This is a genomic window from Streptomyces araujoniae, from assembly GCF_050871195.1.
Taxonomy (GTDB): Bacteria; Actinomycetota; Actinomycetes; order Streptomycetales; family Streptomycetaceae; genus Streptomyces; species Streptomyces bacillaris.
The window spans coordinates 4,116,305-4,133,649 of the sequence record NZ_CP194070.1; the positions used below are offsets into that span (position 1 = coordinate 4,116,305).

Annotated in this window: 12 protein-coding genes, 1 tRNA gene and 1 other RNA gene; 9 read left to right on the top strand and 5 right to left on the bottom strand. The window is 72.4% G+C overall.

Annotated elements, in window-relative coordinates:
• Positions 1–62: 62 nt before the first annotated feature.
• Positions 63–1,871 carry a lysyl oxidase family protein gene (locus ACQ9ZG_RS17495; RefSeq protein WP_499280807.1) on the bottom strand — a complete coding sequence of 603 codons (1,809 nt, stop codon included), beginning with the start codon at positions 1,869–1,871 and terminating at the stop codon, positions 63–65.
• A 386-nt stretch (positions 1,872–2,257) separates the two neighbouring features.
• On the opposite strand from ACQ9ZG_RS17495, the gene ACQ9ZG_RS17500 reads away from it, so the two are divergent.
• Positions 2,258–3,373: a hypothetical protein gene (locus ACQ9ZG_RS17500; protein WP_109914191.1), complete on the top strand. Its 1,116-nt coding sequence runs from the start codon at positions 2,258–2,260 to the stop codon at positions 3,371–3,373.
• An 18-nt stretch (positions 3,374–3,391) separates the two neighbouring features.
• Here the strand turns inward: ACQ9ZG_RS17500 and ACQ9ZG_RS17505 are convergent, their stop codons facing one another.
• Positions 3,392–4,702: a hypothetical protein gene (locus ACQ9ZG_RS17505; protein WP_258311930.1), complete on the bottom strand. Its 1,311-nt coding sequence runs from the start codon at positions 4,700–4,702 to the stop codon at positions 3,392–3,394.
• On the bottom strand, positions 4,699–6,057 hold the full coding sequence (locus ACQ9ZG_RS17510) for a hypothetical protein (protein ID WP_109914192.1): 1,359 nt from the start codon (positions 6,055–6,057) through the stop codon (positions 4,699–4,701). Before ACQ9ZG_RS17510 ends, ACQ9ZG_RS17505 begins: the two co-directional genes overlap by 4 nt.
• Positions 6,058–6,468: 411 nt before the next feature.
• Between ACQ9ZG_RS17510 and ACQ9ZG_RS17515 the strand changes: the two genes are divergently transcribed.
• Positions 6,469–7,227 carry a hypothetical protein gene (locus tag ACQ9ZG_RS17515; protein WP_109914193.1) on the top strand — a complete coding sequence of 253 codons (759 nt, stop codon included), beginning with the start codon at positions 6,469–6,471 and terminating at the stop codon, positions 7,225–7,227.
• Positions 7,228–7,316: 89 nt separating this feature from the next.
• A complete protein-coding gene (locus ACQ9ZG_RS17520) occupies positions 7,317–8,003 on the top strand; it encodes a class I SAM-dependent methyltransferase (protein ID WP_109914194.1) in 687 nt (228 codons plus the stop codon).
• 45 nt (positions 8,004–8,048) lie between these two features.
• On the opposite strand, the gene ACQ9ZG_RS17525 is transcribed toward ACQ9ZG_RS17520, so the two are convergent.
• Entirely contained in the window at positions 8,049–8,633 is a 585-nt protein-coding gene (locus tag ACQ9ZG_RS17525; RefSeq protein WP_109914195.1) for a TetR/AcrR family transcriptional regulator, read from the bottom strand.
• A 151-nt stretch (positions 8,634–8,784) separates the two neighbouring features.
• On the opposite strand from ACQ9ZG_RS17525, the gene ACQ9ZG_RS17530 reads away from it, so the two are divergent.
• Both ACQ9ZG_RS17530 and ACQ9ZG_RS17535 read left to right on the top strand, forming a co-directional pair.
• Positions 8,785–9,345 carry a hypothetical protein gene (locus ACQ9ZG_RS17530; protein ID WP_109914197.1) on the top strand — a complete coding sequence of 187 codons (561 nt, stop codon included), beginning with the start codon at positions 8,785–8,787 and terminating at the stop codon, positions 9,343–9,345.
• 197 nt (positions 9,346–9,542) lie between these two features.
• Complete coding sequence (locus ACQ9ZG_RS17535) at positions 9,543–10,457, top strand: FAD-dependent oxidoreductase (protein ID WP_109914198.1); 915 nt, start codon at positions 9,543–9,545, stop codon at positions 10,455–10,457.
• 296 nt (positions 10,458–10,753) lie between these two features.
• On the opposite strand, the gene ACQ9ZG_RS17540 is transcribed toward ACQ9ZG_RS17535, so the two are convergent.
• Positions 10,754–10,841, bottom strand: a tRNA-Ser gene (locus ACQ9ZG_RS17540).
• A 131-nt stretch (positions 10,842–10,972) separates the two neighbouring features.
• Here ACQ9ZG_RS17540 and ffs point away from each other — a divergent pair.
• The 4 genes from ffs (at position 10,973) to ACQ9ZG_RS17560 (ending at position 17,280) form a co-directional block, all read left to right on the top strand.
• An RNA gene (ffs, locus tag ACQ9ZG_RS17545) (signal recognition particle sRNA small type) lies at positions 10,973–11,069 on the top strand.
• 180 nt (positions 11,070–11,249) lie between these two features.
• Positions 11,250–13,454 carry a DNA polymerase III subunit gamma and tau gene (locus ACQ9ZG_RS17550; protein ID WP_499280812.1) on the top strand — a complete coding sequence of 735 codons (2,205 nt, stop codon included), beginning with the start codon at positions 11,250–11,252 and terminating at the stop codon, positions 13,452–13,454.
• 262 nt (positions 13,455–13,716) lie between these two features.
• On the top strand, positions 13,717–14,967 hold the full coding sequence (gene purD, locus ACQ9ZG_RS17555) for a phosphoribosylamine--glycine ligase (protein ID WP_018488435.1): 1,251 nt from the start codon (positions 13,717–13,719) through the stop codon (positions 14,965–14,967).
• Positions 14,968–15,426: 459 nt separating this feature from the next.
• Positions 15,427–17,280: a hypothetical protein gene (locus tag ACQ9ZG_RS17560; protein ID WP_499280814.1), complete on the top strand. Its 1,854-nt coding sequence runs from the start codon at positions 15,427–15,429 to the stop codon at positions 17,278–17,280.
• Positions 17,281–17,345 lie beyond the last annotated feature (65 nt).

The window sequence follows — 17,345 nt, forward strand, 5'->3', positions numbered from 1 at the left end:
GCCCCGGGGCGGGACCCGGGGCCGGCATCACAGGGGGCGCAGAGAAGGCGATGAGCCGCGGATCAGTTGGCGTCCACCAGGTGATGGGCGGGAACCGCCACCGTACGGGCGCCCTTCTTCCCTCCGAGGACCACCTTGCGCAGGGCGCTGTTGTTGCTGAGGTCGGTCTCCTTGAGCCGGTTCTCCGGGTTGGCGAGGACCTGGATGTAGTACGTGCCGTTCGGCAGGTCGGTGATGTCGAAGGACTGGCCGGGCAGGTCCTGGGTGTAGGTGTCACCGGAGCCGACGTCGAGCACCTCCCGGACGGAGATCGAGTTCTCCTGGCCGCACGCGGTGGAGAGGTCGGTGTTCTCCGGGTGCCAGTTGGCGTTCTTCACCGTGTAGTCGACGGCGTCGGTGTTGGCCAGGCAGAAGGCTTCCTTGCCGCTGCGGACGGTCTCCTTCCGGTCGGCCTTCAGCAGCCGGTAGCTGGCGAAGTCCGTGAAGTGCCAGTGCTCGTGACCGGGGCGCGGGTCCCACTCCATGGTGCCGGTCGGGGTGTAGCCGACCTGCTTGCCCTGGGCGTCGTAGAAGTACTGGTACGCGTCCATCAGCTCCTTCCCCGGGGAGCGGAAGCCGTCCACGACGAGCTTGGCCGGGCCCGCGTTCCACACGTTGGCGCTGAAGGCGAGGTAGTCCTTGCCGGGCACGTCCTCGTCACCGTCGCTGATGGTGATGCCGTACGCGGGCAGCGAGCGCAGGTCGGGCTTGGGCACATCGGGCACGGTCGCCTTTCCGGCGGGCCGCTCGGCGTTGGGCCGCGCACCGGGAGCCTGCCGCGACCCGTCGGTCTGCCCGGCCCGGTCACCGATCGCCGCGGCGGAGAACCCCTGCCCGCCGAGGACGCCCTTCTCGGTGGCCTGCCTCTTGAGCGCCCAGGGGAGGGCGGGCGGCGCAGGGGGGTAGGGCCCGTGACCGACGTTGAACGTGGCCCCGGCACCGGTCGTCGCGGCGGCGGGGGCGTCGGTACGGGCAGGGGCGCCGTGCCCGGCGTGGGCGGAGGCGGCGGCCGGAGCGGCACCGTGCCCGGCGTGGGCGTCGTGCCCGGACGCGGCGGCGGTCTTGGAGGCGGCGGCCCCGGCAGAGGGCGCGGACACTTCCTCGCCGTCTCCCTCACCCTCCCAACTGCGCTCCCGGACCGTCACCTTGACGCTCTGCTGCTTGTCCGCGATGCCGAAGAGGTCGCGGTACTTCTTGGTCACGGAGATCTTGGCGGTGTACGTCCCGGCCGGCAGCTGGACCGCGTCGGAGTAGTACCCGGCGTAGGTGTTGGCCGCCCACCCGTTCTCCACGCCCCACACCGAGCCGAGGGTGAACGGGTTGACCGGACAGCTCTGCGGATACTTCGAGTTGGCGGGAGCATCGGGCCGCACCCGCCCGGACGCGTTGTTGGGACAGAAGGCCTCGGTCCTCTCCAGCACCGACTTCCCCGCCGCGTCGATGACGCTGATCCGCGCGAAGTCCGGCAGTCCGGAGAAGTCCTTCACCAGCCCCGCGGGGAGCGCCTTGGTCAGCGTCTTCTTCCCGTCCCGGATGATCTGGGCGGCGACGACCGGGTCCTTGTAGGACTTACGGGTCACCTTGAGCTCGAAGGCCCCGTTCTCCGAGGTGAGATAGGTCCCGAGATCGAGATAGACCCCGGGGTCCTCCTTCCACGAGTCGAGCGTCACCGACGCGGAGGCGGCGATCAGGCTGAGCTTCGGCCCCGGCTGCGCGGTCGTCGCGTCGGGCGCGGCGGCAACGACACCCGCCGTCATGGCGACGGCCGCGGCGATGGCGATCGAGGGGCGGGTGAGGCGGTTGGTGCGGCCCTGCTGGGATCTGGTCATCATTCCTCGTACTTCCGGCTTCCGAGTGCGTGACGGGACGCGGACGAACAGCACGGCCCCGACTCACCTGTGGCGACGCTGTGTCCGGCCTGTGAGAGGCGGTGTCCGGTGCTCCGGGTTGTCCCGGGTCCCCCGGATGGTCCAGGGTTGTCCGAAAGGCGTCGTTCGCCTTGCTGCGGACGGTGGTCCGAAACCCGGCGGAGCCTGCGGCTTTCTTCCAGGGGGCAGGGCGTGCGTCCAGAGAAGGCGTGGCTGTTTGCCGTCGCATCACCCACGGAGCGCGGGGCCGGCCGCGGAGACTTCCTCTCCGGACGTGCTGACGAGGGGGTGTGTCATTTTCGGCGACCCGGCGCACGCCACGCTTTGGCGTGGGCGGCGTTGAGCAGATCATGAACGAGGGTTTTCCTGACGCACCGGCACCGAGCGGCGGCCCGAGCATCCTTCTGCGCCCGCTGAGCGCGTCCCGGTTCTCCCGGTCCTTCCAGCTCGAGGTCCCGGCCGCCGAACTGGTCGGGCTCGTGACGGGTGCGGACTCCGCCCGGCGCCTGCGGACGGCGCGGGGCTATCTGCACGACACCCCCGAGACGCTCGCGCTGGAACAGCGGGCCCGGGAGAGCCCGGAGGACTTCGGACTGCCCGGCTGGATCGTCCTGGGAGCCGACACCCTCGTTCCCGCGCGGTCGGAGGGGTTCGCCGACCGCGTCTGGATCCATGGAACCGAGCTGATCGACGGCCATCAGCGGCTCAGGGCCATGGCTCTCGTACTGGACGAGCTGGGACCCGACCACCTGGCGCGCACCCTGCTGAAGGTGGAGGTCTACTGCGGTGCGGAGCGGGAGCGGGCCCGCAGGCTGTTCGGGTGCGCGGACCGGTACCGGAACATCCGGAACGCTCAGGACCGCCTGCTCCTGTGCCCCGACATCGGACGGCTGGTGGACGCCGACTGGGAGGGCTGGAGCTTCTGCGTGCGACGTGGGGTGACGGGAGGCCCGAAGGGCAGAACCTATCTCCTGCCGGAGGTCACCAGGGCCCTTGCCTGCCTTTCGGGCCCGGGACCCGAACTCGCCCACCGGGCCGCGAGCGCCGAGGGGCTGATGTCGCTCTGGGACGACATCGGCTCGCCCGCCTACCGGTCCCTCTTCCACGCCCGCATGACCCCGCTGGGCGTCCTGCGCGCCGTCGAGGCGTACGGGGCGGCGCGGGACGCGCTGCAGAGGATCCCCAAGAGCCGACGGCAGGGCCACGGCAGGCTCATCACCTACGCCCCGGAGCTGATCCACTGGGCCGCCTGCCGGTTCTTACCGCGTGCGCGGCTGCACGACGAGTCATGCGACTTCGACTGGGACCGGGCGCTGCGCCAGGAGATGGGGAGCCGTGTCGAGACCGCCGTGGCCGATCTGGTCCGGCGCTACGAGCACCTCGTCACGCCCGAGCCCGGGAAGGGCACGTACTTCAGGACCGCCCCCGAGCTGTCGCTGTGGACAGAGCTGACCCGCGGCTGCTGAGTCCCGGGCTGCCGGCAGTCAGCCACGGCTCCAGTCGAGGGTGCCGGGGATCTCGTTCTGGGCCTCCGCCGACTGCTGACCGGGCAGGGCGAGGATGCCCTCCACGTCGGACCCGGTGATGCTCGACAGGTTCTGCCCCGAGGCCGCCACCAGGACGTTGTGCGCCGTACGCAGGACGTCACGCGGCTTGCGGGCCGACCGTTCGAAGAGCCTGGCGACGGCGTCGTCGGTGAACGGGTGGAGGTCGTCGCGCTGCCTGCTCTCCGTGGCCGCCGCCGCGAGATAGCGCTTGAGCAACTGGGCGGCCTGGGCGGCGTCGTGCAGCGGAGGCAGCTCCACCGTGCTGAACCGGTTGCCCGGTGTGAGGTCGAAGCTGGGCAGGTCGGCGAGTACCCAGGCGTTCTTCATCGCCAGGGAGGCCCGGGGGTGCATGGTGGCGATGAGCGTCACCATGTCCGCCATCGGGAGCGTCTCCACGATGACATCGCGGAAGCGCGCGACTTCCAGATCGCGCTTCGCCTTCGCGGTCGTCGTGCTGGCCAGGTCCTCCAGCTGGTCGCAGCAGAGCAGAACGTGCTTGATGCCCGCGGCGGCGGCGAAGACCAGGAAGGTGGCCATGTGCACGGCCCCGTTCCGCGATCGGGAGATCGGGGAGACCTTCGTCAGGTAGTCCGCGGCGGCGTGCGGTTCCTCGTCGCACAGGGCGACGATCAACTTGTCGTCCGGCGGTCCCAGCGTCCTGCCGCGGACGGCGCGATGGCTGTCCGCGACGGCCTTGGTCAGCGCCTTCACATCGGAGTCACCGATCCGCTCGGCCAGCCGGGTCCGCAGCTGCCCCGCGAGGGTCGGGGCCTCCTCCGCGCGGAACTTCACCGCGTACTCGACGGCGGCGAACAGAGCCGCGCCCAGCGAGCGGACATGAACGGTGTCGAAGCTGGTGAAGAGTGAGCAGATCGGGACCTCCTCGGCATCCGACGCGTCCAGGCCGACCTCCTCGTAGACGGCACGGCCGAGGTCCGCGTTGATCCTTCTCGTCAGGTGCTGCATGAGCACCGACTTGCCGAAACCCCGGGCATCGGAATCGTGGGGAAGGACGCCGGCCGACCAGAGATAGCCGAACTTCAGCCCGGAGAACGACATTCCCAGGACGAACTTCTCGATAACCTCGCGCAATTGATCGGCGTGGATCTCCGGCTCGTACAGGAGACCGTTCTCGCGATCATCGATTCCGCCTACCCGCGCGATTCCCGTGGAGGGGAAGGGGTTCTGCCGGAAGTTCCATTCCCGTTTGATCCAGACGACACCAGGAAGGAGCGTGCCAGAATTCATGAGGTCAAAGCCTCCTCGTTGTTATGGGCCCCGAAGAGGCTCATCACGTGGAAAACCCGGTGGTGTCCCGTACTGTGCCGCAGCACGAGCGGCCGGACCGATCCCGGGGCCCTGAGCTGGATCGCCTCGTCCAGATGAACCCTGAATCCGAGGTCGGGGAACTCACCGCGGTACGCGGCGTCGATAGCGGCGTCGAACTCGTCGTCGCTGATCCGCAGCTTCCAGCAGACCGCCGCCCGGATGCGCCAGACGGGGTGGTACGAGGCGTCGTCGAGGTGACCGTCCGGGGTGCTCCAGATCTGCGGCAGAGCCTGCAGGGCCGCCGCCCTCACCTCGCGCCCGACGCGGCGCTGGAAGTCGAGCCGGTCGCCCGACCCGTCGACCCGGCCCGTGGCCCACAGGCGCAGGGCGGTCGGCCCCGGGGCGTAGTAGCTGAAGTTGGCGAGGCCGAGGAATCTGGTCCAGCGCCGGAGCAGTTCGTGGCTGATGTAGTCCATCGGGCAGCCGGCGGAGGCGAACGAGAGGCGGACGGCCGCCTCCTCGCACAGCGTGATGAACCGCTTGCGGCTGACCGGCGGTTCATCCGGACGGGTCTCGGCCCCGACCCTGGCACGGACCCCGGCCCCGGCCGCCGAGCGTTGCTTCGCGTGACGCTCCTTGGCGCGGAGCTGCTCCGCGCGCAGCTGCTCGGCCCGGGCCTCCGCCCGTTGCACGGCGCGGGTGACGTAGCCGCGGAGGCTCTCCTCGATGACGTCGGGGGGCGCGCTCCAGCCCAGGTCCCCGGCGCGCGAGGCGTCGGTGACATGGGAGACGAACGCGGTCAGGTACCGCTCGTGGCTGCTGCCCGACGGACCGTCGTTGCGCAGCAGCGGCACGGTCAGATGGCCGGTCGTGCTGTCCGGTCGCGCCCCGACGAGACGCAGATAGCCCTCGAACTGCGGATGCGCGTTCAGCAGCGCTCCGACCAGCGCGTTGTAGCCGCCCAGCCGGTCGTGCCGGACCAGCTCCGCCCAGGCCAGGCCGGAGGGTGTCGCCTCATAGGTCACATCCGCGTGGGCGTAGGCGGATCGCGGACTCGACGGCAGCACGTGCCGTTCCACCCAGCCGAGGCGCATCAGCTCCTTGAGGACGTCGACGGTGTTGTGCACGTAGCTCATCGGGTCGGTCCGACGCCGGTGCCACTTCGCCGGATCGAAGGAGCCGTCGTGCTGGGTGCCGCGCGCCAACTCCTCGGCGCGGTCGAGGATGGCCAGGCGGATGCGCTCGAAAGGTTCGCCGCCGGCCACCGCCAGGGCGGCCGATTCGATGTACGTGAGTTCCTGCAGGCGCGGGATCCCCGCGCCGCCCACGCTCACCGTCCGATATCCCGAAGTCGTGCGCGCACATCATCGGTAATATTTTCAGAAATCATTCAATTCTCCTCCGGGGGCCTTCTACGGCCTCATCGGGCATGAGGCCAGTATGCGCTCCGCTTCCGGCCGAGTACGGAGCGGGGTGGTCGCGAAGCGGTCGGCGATGAACCGCGGAGGATGTAGGTATGACGAGGTCTCATGGGGCATGAGACCTGCGGCCGGAAAATTCTTCTCCCGGAGGCGGCCGATGCGGCGTGGGGAATTCAGGGTTCGCCTACAGTTCATCCCGATCGCCACCCCGGGACCAGCGGAACAGGCGATCTTCCCATCACGGCCAGGCATGCCAGGCGAATCCGCCTTTCCGTTCCCGGGCATTCCTGTGCCCGAATACGACGACAAAAGGGAGAAGAAGTCATGAGCAGTGCGAGCCTCGCTGCCGTCGGCAGCATCGAAGTGGAACTTCCCACCGCGTTCCATCCCGGCTGGAACCGCCTCCCCGGGGTCCGGGTCGACGGACGCACCCTTGCCATCGAGTCGGCGGAGTACTTCTTCCGACTCGAATCGCACAGCTGGCTGGTGGTGGAGTGGGAGAAGGTCCGCGACGGACTCCTGCACACCCACGAGACGACCAGCAGCGCGGTCGAGCAGTTGGCCCTGGACTTCATCAGGGAGCATGCCGAGCCCACCAGTGATCCCGCGCTGGTGCTTCGTACCGCCTACGAGGTCTACGGCCACCTCTTCCGCGGTGATCTGCTCGCCTCCGCCGACCTGCCGGGCATCACGGCCGGTCATCTGCGGATGCTGCACGAGGCGGCCACGCTCATGGCGCTGAACAAGGTGGAACTGGACGGCCACATCTCCAACATCGGGCCGTGCTGGTTCTTCCCCGCGGCCACGTCGGTCGTCTTCGGCCTTGACGACGACGAGGGCCGGATGCTCGACGAGCTCTACCACGGGGCCTGGTTCAACGAGCACCGCCGCATCGAATCCATCAAGGCCCACGCGGCCCTGGGGGGCCGCCTGGTCCACGGCTGCCAGGCGAAGGCCGATCAGACGGGCGGCGTGGTGGCGCCCTACGGGGCCGCGATGGCGGCCTTCCGGCGGGACCTGGAGACCTTCAAGAAGGAGTGGATCGCCCGGGTCTACGCGTACCGGGTCGAGCCCGCCCGCTGACGCACCCGCCCCCGGGCCGCGGCAGCGGCCCGGGCGGCGTTCCCCCCTGGCTCCACCGTCGCCCCAGACTCTGAGCATCGGAGATCAGCGTGATCAACAAGGGCTCCCCGTGGTACGCGTACGCCGTCCAGACCCGACCGGCCTCCGGCGGGCCGACGCCGCCGGCTGCCCGTATGGAGTGGGGCACGTACCCAGGGGCCGGACCCGGCGCGGAAGTGCTGGGCCGTTCGCTCCGCGGGCGGCGCGTCCTCGAACTCGGCTGTGGGCAGGGGCAGAACGCGGCCCACCTCGTCGACCGCCACCAGGCCCAGGTCACCGCCATCGACCTGATCGACCTGCAGATCCAGCACGCCCGAGCCCGGTACGGAGAGATGACCGGCCTCACCCTGCTCGCCTGTGACGCGCTGCGCTACCTGCAGCGCACCACGGCCGTCTTCGACATCGTCTACTCCGTCTTCGGGGCGATCGGCCTGGTCGAGCCCCGACAGCTCCTGGCGGCCATCGCCCGCCATCTCCGTCCCCACGGGGTCCTCGCCTTCTCGGTCCCGCATCCGCGACGCGCGGGCGGCGAGGCGAGCGAGGGGTCGCAGCCGCGCCACAGCCCGCTCCGTCTTCCCGATGGCAGCCGGGCCCCGTTGCCCCGGTGGGAGCTGAACGGTGCCGGCTGGCGCAGAGCCCTGGCCCAGGCGGACCTGCGCACCACGGCCGTCACGGAGTTGGGCCATCCCGGACGGCAGCACCCCACCACTCTGATGATCACGGCCCGCAGGAACTGAGCCCTGCCGCGTGCGGCATGGGCCTCTGCCCTCCGCCGCGGTCGCTCAGGCCCCGCGCGCCCGCAGAATCCCCTCGACCCCCAGGAGGAAGGTCTCGGCGATCGGCTTCGGGTCGGAGAGGCAGCCGGAGGCCATGGCCCCGTCCCGGAGCATGACGAAGTGCCGGGCGGCTTCCTCGGCGGGCCGGTCACCGACCTGGGCCAGCGACTCGGTGACCGTGTCCAGGAACCACTGGCGGTGGGCCAGGACGGCCTGGTGGACGGGGTGGTCCGGATAGGGGTATTCGGCCGCCGCGTTGAGGAAGGCGCAGCCGCGGAAACCGGTGCTCTCGATGCCTCCGGTGATGAACCGGCCGATGGCCCGGACCGCGTCGGCCGCCGACGGCTCACCCGCCCGCGCGGCCTCGATGCCGGCCCGGATTCCCCGGTCGGCCCGGTCGAGATAGGCGAGGACGAGGTCCTCCTTGCCGGTGAAGTGCCGGTACAGCGTGGCGCGGGTGACCTGCGCCTCCGAGACGATCCGGTCGACGCCGACGGAGTGGATGCCCTCCGCGTAGAAGATCCTCGTCGCCGTGTCGAGCAGCCGCGCTCGCGGCGCCGACGTACTGCTCGCTCCCGTGCCCTCACTCATGGCATCAGGCTACCCCACCGGTGAGGGAGAACGTTCGGTCTTGACAACACCCTCCCCGGCGCCTTGAATGCGAGACAAGAAGAGACCGAACGTTCTCCCTCACCGGTGGCGGGCGGCTCTCCCCGACGCATCTGATCTGAAAGGAATCCCCGTGGACACCCTTGTCGCTACCGCCCCCACCGGCGTTCCCACCGCCCTGCGCAAGCTGTACTTCCTGCGTTTCGCGTTCGCCGCGGTGTGGGCCGCCCTGCTGTTCGCCACCGCCGACACCCTCGGCGCGCTCACGGTCACACTGCTGGTGATCTACCCCCTGTTCGATGTGGTGTGCGCGGTCGCCGACCTCCGGCTCGCCCGGGCGCACGCCCAGCCGGTGCGCTGCCTGTACGTGAACATCGCGCTCAGCACCCTCACCGGCATCGGCCTCGCCGTCGCCGCCACGTCCGGCATCCCCGCCGTCCTGCGGGTCTGGGGCGTCTGGGCCATCACCGCGGGCCTCGTACAGCTCGTCGTCGGCGCCGCCCGCCGCCGCCAACTCGGCGGCCAGTGGGCGATGATCGCCAGCGGGGGCATCTCCACACTCGCCGGCGCCACCTTCCTCGCCCAGGCCGGCCAGGGCGGCGCCTCACTCACCAACCTGGCCGGGTACGCCTTCGTCGGCGGAGTCTTCTTCCTCGTCTCCGCGCTCCGCCTGGGGCGCACCCGTACGGCGTGAGGCGTCGGTGACGGCCCCGGTGGCGCCCCGTGACGGAGCCGCTCGTCCTGCGAAGCGCGGGGCCACCGGCCCGGACGTGCACGACGCCGGTCTTCTTGTCGCCCGGCGCCTGATCGGAACGGACCAACTCGTGGACGTCGAGCATGTGATGGGTCAACTCGATACGAGTGTGGCCAGCCTGGTGCTGGAATAGTCTCATGGCCGACGCACCGTTCGACACCGACCTGATCATCATCGGCGGAGGACCGGCGGGCTGCGCCGCCGCCCGTATGGCCGCCGGGGTGGGCATGCGTTCGGTCCTGGTCGAGCCGGACCGGCTGTGCCGCAATCTCTATCGGATCCCGGCCTTGAGCAACGTCCTCGGCGGCCACACCGACGGCCCCGACCTGGCCGACGCCATCGTGGCGGAGCTGAAGGGCACCGAGCTGTGCCGCCTCGAACTCGGCAGGCGTGTCACCGAACTCCGTGCCGATGATGACCGGGTGACCGTCACGGTCGACACCGGTGCGCGTCTCACGGCTCCGTACGCCGTCGTCGCCACCGGCGTCGGCCCCCTCCAGCCCCACGACGTCACCTGGATCACCGCCCCCGGCTCCCTCTCCCTGCCTCCGCTCTGGGAGGCCGAAGCCGACGACGCCCAGGGGCGCACCCTCCTCGTCCTGGGCGGCGACCGCCCGATCGGCACGTTCCTGCGCGCCCACCCGGCCACGGACACCCGCCTGCTCGTGGCGTACCCGGCAGCCGACGCGTACAAGATCGAGGAAATCCGGGACGATCCCCGCATCACCCTCGTCCCCGTCGAGCACCTGACGCTGCAGGCCGAAGAGGGCACCCAGTTGTCGGCGGAGGCAGTGGGCCAGGACGGCACGCGGCGGACGATCACAGCGGATGCGGCCTACCTCAGCATCGGCAACGCCCCGACCGCACCGCCCGGCGCTCTGGCCCGGGGCCCGGACGGATACTGCCCGCCGACCGACCAGCACCCCCGCGTCCTCGTGGCGGGCGATCTCCGCTCCGCCCGCTTCCAACGGATCATGACCGCCCTGGGATCAGGCAGCGAGGCCGCACTGCACGCCTACTACGCGGCCAGGGACGTGCCCACCAACGACTGAGACCGCAGTGGCGGGTTACACGGCGACCCACGTCCTCGGGAGGAGAGTCTCCTGACTTCCGCCGAGACGTGTGGCTACGGGAAGGCGGGCGAGCAGCCCTACTTCGCCGACTCCCCGGTGTACGCGGTCATGGCCAAGAGGCCGCACCCCTGAGCGGCCCTGTCCGCCGTACCAGCGGGCGATGCCGTGCACCGGAAGCCGGTGATCGCCATCGGCCGGGAGCACGCGGTCGTACAACCGCGAAGGCCCCCGCAGCGAGCTGCGGGGGCCTTCGACGTATTGCCCGGTGAGAGCAATGGCGGAGGATACGAGATTCGAACTCGTGAGGGGTTGCCCCCAACACGCTTTCCAAGCGTGCGCCCTAGGCCACTAGGCGAATCCTCCGCCGCAAACAATACAAGACGTTGGAGGGTGCTCGCGAACACGTTCGCCGAAGATCGTCCGGAGCGGGCCCGCAGGTCGTCCGGTGGGGCGGGCGGGTGGACCGGAGGGGGCGGGGATCGGCTAAGGTGGGCGTCAGCCCCTCACGTGGCGCTATCTGACTGAACTCCCCCAGGGCCGGAAGGCAGCAAGGGTAGGTCGGCTCTGGCGGGTGCGTGGGGGGTCTTGCGTTTCCGAGTCCTTGCGCTCCCGGGGGGCCTTGCCCGCCGGGGTGCCTGTGCGGGCCGTCCCGGAGGCGGTCGTGCGGGGTCCGCTCCGGGCCGCCGGGGGATGGTCGTGCGGGCCCGCCCCAGGGTGGTTGTACGGGCCGTGTGGAGCCGGGTGTCAGTGCGCCCCGATAACCTCGTAGATGTGTCGTCCCTTGCGCTGTACCGCCGCTACCGCCCCGAGTCGTTCGCCGAGGTCATCGGTCAGGAGCATGTCACTGACCCGCTCCAGCAGGCCCTGCGGAACAACCGGGTCAATCACGCGTACCTGTTCAGCGGGCCGCGCGGCTGTGGAAAGACGACCAGTGCGCGCATCCTCGCCCGCTGTCTGAACTGCGAGCAGGGGCCCACGCCGACGCCGTGCGGGGAGTGCCAGTCGTGCCGGGACCTCGCGCGGAACGGGCCGGGGTCCATCGACGTCATCGAGATCGACGCCGCGTCGCACGGTGGTGTGGACGACGCCCGTGACCTGCGCGAGAAGGCGTTCTTCGGGCCCGCCTCCAGTCGTTACAAGATCTACATCATCGACGAGGCCCACATGGTCACCCCGGCGGGCTTCAATGCCCTGCTGAAGGTGGTCGAGGAGCCGCCGGAGCATCTGAAGTTCATCTTCGCCACCACCGAGCCCGAGAAGGTCATCGGGACGATCCGGTCGCGTACGCACCACTATCCGTTCCGGCTCGTCCCCCCCGGGACCCTGCGCAGCTATCTCGCCGACGTCTGCGGGCGGGAGAACAGCCCCGTCGAGGACGGCGTCCTGCCGCTCGTCGTGCGGGCCGGGGCCGGGTCTGTGCGTGACTCCATGTCCGTCATGGACCAGCTGCTCGCCGGTGCGGGCGACGACGGTGTGACATACGCCATGGCGACCGCCCTCCTCGGGTACACGGACGGCTCGCTCCTCGACTCGATCATCGACGCCTTCGCCGCCGGTGACGGGGCCGCCGCCTTCGAGGTCGTGGACCGGGTCATCGAGGGCGGCAACGATCCCCGGCGGTTCGTGGCCGACCTGCTGGAGCGGCTGCGCGACCTGGTGATCCTCGCCGCCGTGCCCGACGCGGGGGAGAAGGGGCTCATCGACGCCCCGGCCGATGTCGTCGAGCGCATGCAGGCCCAGGCCTCCGTCTTCGGCGCCGCCGAGCTGAGCCGCGCCGCCGACCTGGTCAACGAGGGGCTCACCGAGATGCGCGGCGCCACCTCGCCGCGCCTCCAGGTGGAGCTGATCTGCGCCCGGGTCCTGCTTCCGGCCGCCTTCGACGACGAGCGGTCGATGCAGGCCCGGCTCGACCGGCTGGAGCGCGGTGCGTCCGCCGCCGCTGCCGCCGCGTTCTCCGCGCCGCCCGCCGCCGTGGCGCCGATGGGATACGTTCCCGGGCCCGAGGCCCACGCCCCGCAGGCCGCACCCATGGCCCCCGCGGGCCCCGACGCCGCCGTACGGGGCGAGGCCCCCGCCGCCTACACCTCGCCCGCAGCCCCGCAGCCCCAGGCCGCCCCGCCGCCCGCCGAGTCCCCGGCCCCCGCTCCCGCGCAGCGGCCCGGCTCCTGGCCCACCGCGGCCGGCGGCGAGCAGGCGGCCCGGCGCCCCGGCGGCTGGCCCACCGCCTCCGCCCCCGGCAGCGGCCCGGCCACCCCGCCGCCCACCGCCCCCGTACCGGCCGCCCCCGCCCCCGCGGCCCCCTCCGCCCCGGCCGCCCCCACGGCGGGCCAGGACATGAGCCAAGGGGCCGGCCAGGTCCGCAGCATGTGGCCCGACATCCTGGAGGCGGTGAAGAACAAGCGCCGCTTCACCTGGATCCTGCTCAGCCAGAACGCCCAGGTGACCGGGTTCGACGGCACCACCCTCCGACTCGGCTTCATCAACGCCGGAGCCCGGGACAACTTCGCGAGCAGCGGCAGCGAGGAGGTCCTCAAGCAGGCGCTCGCCGAGCGGTTCAACGCCCAGTGGCGCGTCGAGGCGGTCGTCGACACCTCCGGCGGCGGCGCGGCCCCCCCGCCCCTCGGCGGCGCACGCCCCCCGGCCCCGCAGTACCAGCCCGCCCCCGCGCCCTCACCCGCCGGTCCGGCCCCGATGGCGTACGAGGGCAATCCGGCGCACGCCCCCCAGCAGCCGCCCGCCGCGCAACCCCCGGCCTCCTCCCAGCCGCCCCGGCCGCAGGCCCACACCCCGGCGCCGCCCACCGCCCCCGAGCCCTCCCACGCGTACGCCTCCGAGCCGCCGCGCTCCGTGGCCCCCGAGGACGACACCGCCGAGGCCGACGACCCGGATCTCGTCGACTCCGCCCTCTCCGGCCACGAACTGATCGTCCGCGAGCTGGGCGCCACGGTGGTGGAGGAGTTCACGAACGAGCAGTAGTGGTGGCGTGGTGGTGGCGGCGGTCGGGGGAGCGGTGGCCGGGGCCGCCTCCCGGTAGTGCCCCGGTGCACTCCCCGTGATGCCCCGGGGATGTCCCCCCAGTGCCCCCGGGTACGGCTGCCAGGGCAACCCTCCGGGTACGGCCCCGGGGCCCCGGGGCCGTACCCGGAGCAGCCCCCAAGGCACCCCCGCCGCCCCTCCCCACCGTCCACGGACCGGCGGCTGGCCGGGCCCCTGGGCCCCGGCCGCTAGGCTGCACCCCGTGAAGGTCCTCGTCATCGGCGGCGGCGCCCGCGAACACGCCCTGTGCCGCTCTCTGTCCCTCGACCCCGAGGTCACCGCTCTGTACTGCGCCCCCGGCAACGCCGGCATCGCAGAGGTGGCCGAACTGCACCCGGTCGACGCGCTCGACGGTGACGCCGTCGCGCGCCTCGCGGCCGAGCTGGGCGCCGGGCTGGTGGTTGTCGGCCCGGAGGCGCCGCTCGTCGCCGGGGTCGCCGACGCCGTGCGCGCCGCCGGCATCCCGTGCTTCGGCCCCTCCGGCGAAGCCGCGCAGCTGGAAGGCTCCAAGGCGTTCGCCAAGGACGTCATGGCCGGGGCCGGTGTCCCCACCGCCCGCAGCTACGTCTGCACCACCCCCGCCGAGATCGACGAGGCCCTCGACGCCTTCGGCGCCCCGTACGTCGTCAAGGACGACGGCCTCGCGGCGGGCAAGGGCGTCGTGGTCACCGACGACCTCGCCGCCGCTCGCGACCACGCCCTCTCCTGCGACCGCGTGGTCATCGAGGAGTTCCTCGACGGCCCCGAGGTCAGCCTCTTCGCCATCACCGACGGCACCACCGTGCTGCCGCTCCAGCCCGCCCAGGACTTCAAGCGCGCCCTGGACGGCGACGAGGGCCCGAACACCGGCGGCATGGGCGCCTACTCCCCGCTCCCGTGGGCCGACCCCAAGCTCGTCGACGAGGTCCTCGACACCGTTCTCCAGCCGACCGTCGACGAGCTGCGCCGCCGGGGCACGCCCTTCTCCGGGCTGCTCTACGCGGGCCTCGCGATCACTTCGCGCGGGGTCCGGGTCATCGAGTTCAACGCCCGCTTCGGCGACCCCGAGACCCAGGTGGTCCTGGCCCGGCTCCGTACGCCGCTCGCCGGTGTCCTGCTCGCCTCCGCCAACGGCACCCTGGACGTCCTCCCGCCGCTCACCTGGCGCGACGACGCGGCGGTCACCGTCGTGATCGCCTCGCACAACTACCCGGGCACCCCCCGCACCGGCGACCCGATCGACGGGCTCGCGGAGGTCGCGGCACAGGATGCGCCCGACGCGTACGTCCTGCACGCCGGGACCCGTGCCGAGGGCGACGCCGTCCTCAGCGCGGGCGGCCGGGTCCTCTCGGTGACCGCGACCGGCAAGGACCTCGCCGCGGCCCGTGAGCGCGCCTACACGGCCCTCGGCCGCATCCGCCTCGACGGCTCCCAGCACCGGACGGACATCGCCCTGAAGGCCGCCGGAGGCTGAGCCCTCTCCCGGCGCCCACGCGGTCACCGAACTCGGCTCCGCCGCTCCGCAGCCCCTCGCGCCGTCCCGCACGCCACCGGCGTACGCGGGCGGTACGGGGGGCTGTCCGCGTACGCACCACGGGTTGTCCGCGCCTACGCACCCCGCTGATGGACGAGGTACTCACCACGGGTACGCACCACGTCCGCACCCCGGTTACGCACACTGACGCACCACGGGGTACGCCCCGGCCTCGCCCCGCGCCCGCCCTGCCCTACGGGCGCGGACACGTCAGCAGCTTTGCCCAAAGCCATTCCATCGGGTGACGACTGGGCCAGACGGATGACGCCCGCCGAGGCCCCAACTAGGGTGCGGCGCAAGCGTTCCGGCACTTGGCCCACCGGCATTGCGATGTCGGTGACGGGTGCCACAGTGGTGGAGTGAGCAACCGTCGCGGGGCAGAGGGGGTGACATCCGGCCGTGTCCGGTATCGACGTGGGTGAGGAGCTGGGTGCGCGGGCCGCACAGGCCCGAGCGCTCGCCCTGCTGCGGATCCGCAGCAGGGCGCTGGCCGTGGTGATCACGCCCGCGGCCGTGGCCGTCGTGCTGTTCGCCGCGGGTGCCCAGGGGCACCTCGGCGGGCCCGTCTGGGACGGTGTGCGCTGGGCGGTGGCCGGTGTCGCCGTCGTGGTGCTGCTGGTGGCCGCCGCCGTCGCGGTCTCCGTCGCGCGGGCCCGGCCCGCCGTGAGCCCGACCGTCCCCGTGGCGGAGGAGGGCGCCCCCGATCTCTACCGGCTGGTCCGGGACCTGGCCGACCGGCTCGGCGTCCCCGCGCCCTCCGCCATAGCGCTGACCCCGGACTGCGACAGCTGGCTGGAGGACTGCACCCACCGCGCCCCACGGACCCCTCGCGCGCACCGGAAGCGGCCCAAAGCCTCGCCCGGAGCCCCGTCGGGGGCCGGAACCCCGTCCGGAGGATCAGGAGCCGGAACCGGAGCCGGGGCCGGAGCCACGTCCGGCGCGGCGGGAGCCGGAGCGGGCTCCGGAACCGGAGCGACCGCCGGTGCGGCGGGCTCCGGGTTCGGGGCCGCGTCGGAAGCCCGGGGTCGTGCGGCCGGGGAGGGGGCACCCGCCCCCGTCCTCGTCATCGGCTCCCCCTTCCTCTGGTGGATGCGCGTCGCCGAGCTGCGCGCCGTCCTCGCCCCCGTCGTGGCGGGCACCAGCTCCTCCGCGCACCCCGACATAGCCGCCGCCCGCCGCTTCGTCCGCGGCCTGGACGCCGCCGTGGCCGACGCCGCCGTGCCCGGCAGGAGCCCTCTCCGCTCCGCCCCGGCCGCCTTCACCGGCTGGGTCGCCCGGCTGCTGCTGCGGGCCTGCCGGGAGCACGCCGCCGAGATGGAGCGGTGCGTGGCCGTCACCGCGTCCATGCGCGCCCAGGACGTCGACTACGCGCTCCGCATCGCCGCCCAGGAACAGGTCGGGCTGGCCTACGCCGGCTGGGACCGGCTGCTGACCCGGGTCGCGCTGCCCGCCTGGCGGATGGGCCGCTGGCCCTCCCGGCTGGACGCCGGGGTGGTCTCCGCCCTCACCGAGCTGTCCCGCCGGGACCGGCTGGCCGACGGCTTCACCTCGCGGCTCGGCGAGCGCCCCGCCTGCGACCTGCTCGAAGAGCCCGGCGTGGCCGACGAGGCCACCTCCCTGCTCGCCGCCCGGCTCTTCCACGGCGGCCCGGCGGAGAGCGGTCCGGACTGGGCCCCGGTGGACTGGCAGCGGTATCCGGAAGAGGTCGTCGACCGGAAGTGGCGTACGGAGGCGGCCCGGCTGCACCGGGTGCTCGACGCGATGGGCGTGCCCCCGGCCTCCGCCGCCGACCCGGCCGTCCCCACCCTCGCCCGGGTCATGGAACACCTGGCCGGACCCGGCGAGCCGGGGGAGGCGCTGGCCGCGGGCATCGGGGCTGCGGTCGCCCGCGACGACGCCCGGGCCCCCGCACCCGGCCCGGCCCCGCAGCCGGCGGCCGGCGCCGGACCGGACGCCCTCGACGCCTGGGGCCCCGACCCGCTGCCCCTCTTCCCGCTCCAGCCCCCGCGCACGGGCACCGAGCTGCTCGCCGACCACGTCGCGGCCATGGTCTGCTGCGCGGCCGTGGACACGGCGGGCGCGGCCCCCGGGCTCGACTGGCTGGACGGCCCCGCGCTGCTCGTCGACGGCGAACGCCGGGCGGACCTCGCGACGCCGGTCCTCAGCCTGGTCGAGGACGGCGATCCGGACCCGCTGCGGTCCTGGCTGGCCGAGGTGGGCGTGCGCTCCGACAAGCCGGTGCGGCTGGTATGAGCTGCCGTACGGGCCCGGACGCGGCCTTCCCCACCAGGACGCGGCCCTCGACATCGGATGACAGC

Excerpts from the sequence above, each read along its gene's own strand:
- ACQ9ZG_RS17495 (WP_499280807.1), bottom strand. The coding sequence starts at position 1,871 with ATGATGACCAGATCCCAGCAGGGCCGCACCAACCGCCTCACCCGCCCC.
- ACQ9ZG_RS17500 (WP_109914191.1), top strand. The coding sequence starts at position 2,258 with ATGAACGAGGGTTTTCCTGACGCACCGGCACCGAGCGGCGGCCCGAGC.
- ACQ9ZG_RS17505 (WP_258311930.1), bottom strand. The coding sequence starts at position 4,702 with ATGAATTCTGGCACGCTCCTTCCTGGTGTCGTCTGGATCAAACGGGAA.
- ACQ9ZG_RS17515 (WP_109914193.1), top strand. The coding sequence starts at position 6,469 with ATGAGCAGTGCGAGCCTCGCTGCCGTCGGCAGCATCGAAGTGGAACTT.
- ACQ9ZG_RS17525 (WP_109914195.1), bottom strand. The coding sequence starts at position 8,633 with ATGAGTGAGGGCACGGGAGCGAGCAGTACGTCGGCGCCGCGAGCGCGG.
- ACQ9ZG_RS17535 (WP_109914198.1), top strand. The coding sequence starts at position 9,543 with ATGGCCGACGCACCGTTCGACACCGACCTGATCATCATCGGCGGAGGA.